The organism is Celeribacter persicus (genome assembly GCF_003050785.1).
Classification (GTDB): domain Bacteria; phylum Pseudomonadota; class Alphaproteobacteria; order Rhodobacterales; family Rhodobacteraceae; genus Celeribacter; species Celeribacter persicus.
Genome location: NZ_QAOH01000058.1, coordinates 1 through 4,168, shown reverse-complemented (window position 1 = coordinate 4,168; position 4,168 = coordinate 1). Strand labels below are relative to the sequence as shown.

The following is a 4,168-nucleotide window of genomic DNA, read 5'->3' as shown; positions in this document are numbered from 1 at the left end:
TTCGGACGACACCCGCCCATTCCGATCACCCCGGCTCACATCCACTTTCCAGCCACCAGCCCGCGTCGGCTGTACCGCATCCAGAACTTCCACAACGCCCATCGGCATTCCTCCGCGACAGGTGCCGGGAGCCACTCTCCCAGCCCTCAACCTGTCACCGGGAAACCGGCCAACCTCAAACTCTCTCGGGCAAACGGCGCTAAGTCGGATGCGCCGCACGCCCGCAACTCGCTGGTGTTGACCTGCGTTCAAAAATGGCAGAGGTTAAACAAGGCCTTTCTCGCAGGCCGGTGTGCCCGCCACGCGAAGCTTTGCAGCGATCTTGATTTCGAACAGCAGACCTCATGCCATCGGCGGGTCTGATTAGCAGCGGGCACCTAGTCAGATCCAGCTTGGACATGGATCATGACAGAGAACGATCAACTTAAGACATTGAAACTTCTGGCAAAGCGATACGCTAGAGCGACGGGGCAGCCGCAGCACGTGGCGCTCGACTTTGTTGCTGCTCGATTGGGCTTTCCTCATTGGAACGCATTGACGGTCAGCGCAAAAGGAGAGTGGGCCCCATCCGAAGCACAAGTCGCCGCGATAAAGGCCTTCGTGCAACGGATCACGTCCTACGAGGGTACGACCTTTGACCATATCTTCGGGGGGCTCGACGCCATCACTCGAGGCGAAGTACGAGGGCATCCATACGAGTTGAGCACGATGCTTGGCGACGTTCGTATGGAAGGTGACAGCTGGCGCATAGTGCTGCCAGAAAACCCTTCGGCTGCCCCTCGTGTCGAGATCGACATCAAGCATGCCCAGACCAGCCCGATGAACGATCGCGTGCTACGTGAAGAAGCCATCGGGATTGCGAGGGAATTGATGCAGAGCGTCAAGGCGCGGCGATTTGCCGATTGGCCACGGCGCGCCACAAAGCCGGATGCGGAAGGAAATGTGCGGCACCCGTTCTTGGAGATGGAGGAATCGAACCTCTGGTACTGCCTTCACTGCAACTCAGAGATCACCGGCCCACAGATCGCTGGAAACCAATGGCACTGCCCCAGCTGCGGCGCATCACCAATCAACATATTTCCAGAAGCCTTCTGGCTGGAACCGACCGATGAAAAACCAGTGCCAGTCCAATCCCGCGCCGAAAGGCAAGAGATTGAACCCATCGTGTCAATTATAGATCCGCGGCCAAGGCTTGACCTCGACAGTGACCAGGTGACCCATTTGATCCGGGCTGCCCTTTTCGAGGATGCGACCAATGCAAGCGAGCGCATGGGAGCGAGTCTGGCCGAAATCTGGGTTGATGACGATCTCGACGTGGTTGTTTCCTTCGAGGATCACTACTGGCCCGAGGACAAGGAGCCGACTGCTGCGATCGAAGTGGCCGCACTGCTTGGAATCGAGATTGAGTTGGAAGTTACTTGGTCGGATCCGTTGTTCGCATGGCCCGGTTTGGGCACCGTGACCCAGAGCACGGCCGAATATACGCGTTTGATGCTCGACGCGTATCGCAGTCACGGCGCGACCAGAACCAAAGACGAAATCTAGCTCGTGCGCACGTTGAACAATTAGGCGCATTCAAGGCGCTCAGCACCGGAAGGCAAGCGTGGATGCCTTTTCCAGTGGCCCGAAGAGACTTTTAGCCCGGCGGTTTAACCCGCCGGGCCGAGGGGGAGACCCCGCTCCTCAGAACGGGATCTCATCGTCGCGTTCGACCAACTCGGGGTTTTCGTTCTCGGCCGACTTCGGACGGCTCAGGAAGTCGACCTTCTCGGCGATGATCTCGCAGCCGTAGCGGTCGTTCCCCATGCTGTCGATCCACTTGGTGTAGTGAATGCGGCCGTGGACGAGGACCTTCATGCCCTTTTCGCAATGCTCGGCGACCGTCTTGCCGAGTCCGTTGAAGCAGGTGATGCGGTGCCATTCGGTGTCCATGACCCGGTAGCCGTTTTCGTCGCGCATCACACGGCCTTCCGAGAGGCGGGGGCGCGAGGTGGCGAGGCTGAAGTTGGTGATCTTGGTGCCGCTCTGGGTGGTGCGGACTTCGGGGGTCTGACCGATGTTGCCGGCGAGGATGACGATGTTCTGCATGATAAGCTCCTGTTTTTCCTGTCTTCGGGACCGTCCCTTCGACAAGACCCTGAAAAAGCCCGTCGGGTGACGCGTGCACGGTGGACAGCATGGACACCGGACACCCCCAGAGGACCGGGGTGGAGCGGGCAGGACGCCAAAGGCGGCCAACACGGCCCGGACTGACGCGGGGTTGCGCGCAGGAGATCGAACGGGATTAGGGGATTGTCAGTCGAAGGGATGGCCCAGGAGACAGAGAGATACGGGGAGCCCATGCCAGACCATGTCCCCTTGCCCATCGGGACTGCTTTACCCCAAGCCCAGCACGCCGCTAGCGGCCCAAGTGGCTATCACCGGCTCTCGCCCCCCTGCCCTTCCGTGCTGCGGAATGCAGGGCCTTGCCGCGACGGGCTATCGATACCGGAATATTCAGGACACGGACCGCACCAACGGCTGCTTTCGATCTCGACGTACTGTCGCTCAGCGAGCTGAAGAAAATGCAGAATGACGTCGCCAAAGCGATTGCCACATTCGAAGATCGGCACAAGGTGGAAGCCCGCGCCAACGTGGAAGCTTCCGCCCGAGACCTCGGCTACTCCCTAGCCTACGGCGACCCCGAACAGCGCACCGACTCCAGCGGTCGCCGCCATGGCGAGTGCACCCCAGAGCGTGACCCTTGCAGCACCTCGAATAACACCAGCACCGCCAGCAGAAGCGCCTAATCCACCAAGAACCGCGAGGCCGAGGATCGTCGACACGGCGACCAAGAAAACGATCCGTGCATCCGGGACGACCAGTACGACGATCAAGGGCAGCACCGCACCCACGGCGAAGGTCAGCGCCGACACCAAGGCGGCCTGGATCGGGCGGGCTGTCACGGTCTCGGAGATGCCAAGCTCGTCGCGGGCATGCGATCCGAGCGCGTCACGTTCGGTCAGTTGCACGGCCACCTTTTCGGCAAGGTCTCGGTCCAGCCCCCTTTCAACATAAATCCGGGTTAGTTCCTCGAGCTCGGCCTCGGGTGTTTCCGCCAGTTCGCGGGTCTCGCGCGCAAGGTCCGCCTGTTCGGCGTCAGTCTGAGAACTGACTGAGACGTACTCGCCTGCCGCCATGGACATCGCGCCGGCCACGAGGCCAGCCAGCCCCGCTATAAGGACCTCCGGCTTTCCCGATCCTGCTGCGGCGACGCCGACCACGAGGCTTGCCGTCGACACCAGCCCGTCGTTCGCGCCGAGAACGGCGGCCCGCAGCCAGCCGATGCGATGCACCATGTGGATTTCGGAATGCGAGAGGCGGCTCATGGCGTGGCTCCTTGCGCGATGTCATCCTGCCCGGAGGAGACAGCCTTTGGTTTCGGAATAGTGGGTTCATGGGGCGCGATGCGCAGCGCGCGGAGGGCGTTCAGGATCACTGCAACGTCGATGACCTCCTGCAGGAGCGCCCCCTGCACCGGAGTGAGATAGCCGAAAGCCGCCGCGATCATGCCCATGACCGAAAGGCCGATCCCGGCGACAACGCTTTCGACAGCGATGCGGCGCGCGCCGCGCGCGATCTCGATCCCTAGCCCGAGCCGGTCGATACGGTCGACAAGCAGCACGACATCCGCCGCCTCCGCCGATGCTGCGGCCCCGCGTGCGCCCATCGCGACACCCACATCGGCCGCCGCAAGCGCGGGCGCGTCGTTCACGCCGTCGCCCACCATCATGACGGGCCCGTGCTTGCGCTCGCTGAGGACGAGCAGGACCTTCTGGTCCGGCGTCAGCCCGGCCCTCAGACCGTCGAGCCCAAGCCCCTCGGTGACACGCTCGGCCACGTCGGCGCGGTCTCCGGTCGCGAGCAGGATCCGCGCGATCCCCTCGCGGCGCAGGCCTTCCAGCATGGCGCCCGCGCCGTCGCGCAACGGGTCGGACATCACCAGATACCCCGCCAGATGACCGTCCACTGCCACAGCGACCAGGACCGATCCTGCGCCTTTGGCGGGGTGATCGTCTCCCATTCGCCCAACGCGGGACGCCACGAAGCCGTCGCCCCCGACGATCACCTCGCGGTCCTCCACACGACCCAAGACCCCTTCGCCCGGGATCTCAGCCACTTCTGTCGG

4 protein-coding genes are annotated in these 4,168 nt (G+C 62.6%); 1 reads left to right on the top strand and 3 read right to left on the bottom strand.

Features of this window, described 5'->3' with window-relative positions; translation table 11 throughout:
• Positions 1–405: 405 nt before the first annotated feature.
• On the top strand, positions 406–1,545 hold the full coding sequence (locus tag C8N42_RS20925) for a hypothetical protein (RefSeq protein ID WP_245890330.1): 1,140 nt from the start codon (positions 406–408) through the stop codon (positions 1,543–1,545).
• A 138-nt stretch (positions 1,546–1,683) separates the two neighbouring features.
• On the opposite strand, the gene C8N42_RS20920 is transcribed toward C8N42_RS20925, so the two are convergent.
• The 3 genes from C8N42_RS20920 to C8N42_RS20905 all read right to left on the bottom strand — a co-directional run.
• Complete coding sequence (locus C8N42_RS20920; protein WP_107818312.1) at positions 1,684–2,088, bottom strand: single-stranded DNA-binding protein; 405 nt, start codon at positions 2,086–2,088, stop codon at positions 1,684–1,686.
• Positions 2,089–2,666: 578 nt separating this feature from the next.
• The gene (locus C8N42_RS20910) at positions 2,667–3,368 is read right to left on the bottom strand and encodes a VIT1/CCC1 transporter family protein (RefSeq protein ID WP_107818310.1); all 702 of its coding nucleotides are present in this window, start codon (positions 3,366–3,368) and stop codon (positions 2,667–2,669) included.
• Positions 3,365–4,168, bottom strand: an 804-nt coding sequence (locus C8N42_RS20905; RefSeq protein ID WP_146168304.1) for an HAD-IC family P-type ATPase, incomplete at its 5' end; no start/stop codon positions are given. The genes C8N42_RS20910 and C8N42_RS20905, both read right to left, overlap by 4 nt.

Coding starts and splice junctions, on each gene's coding strand:
- C8N42_RS20920 (WP_107818312.1), bottom strand. CDS start 2,088: ATGCAGAACATCGTCATCCTCGCCGGCAACATCGGTCAGACCCCCGAA.
- C8N42_RS20910 (WP_107818310.1), bottom strand. CDS start 3,368: ATGAGCCGCCTCTCGCATTCCGAAATCCACATGGTGCATCGCATCGGC.
- C8N42_RS20925 (WP_245890330.1), top strand. CDS start 406: ATGACAGAGAACGATCAACTTAAGACATTGAAACTTCTGGCAAAGCGA.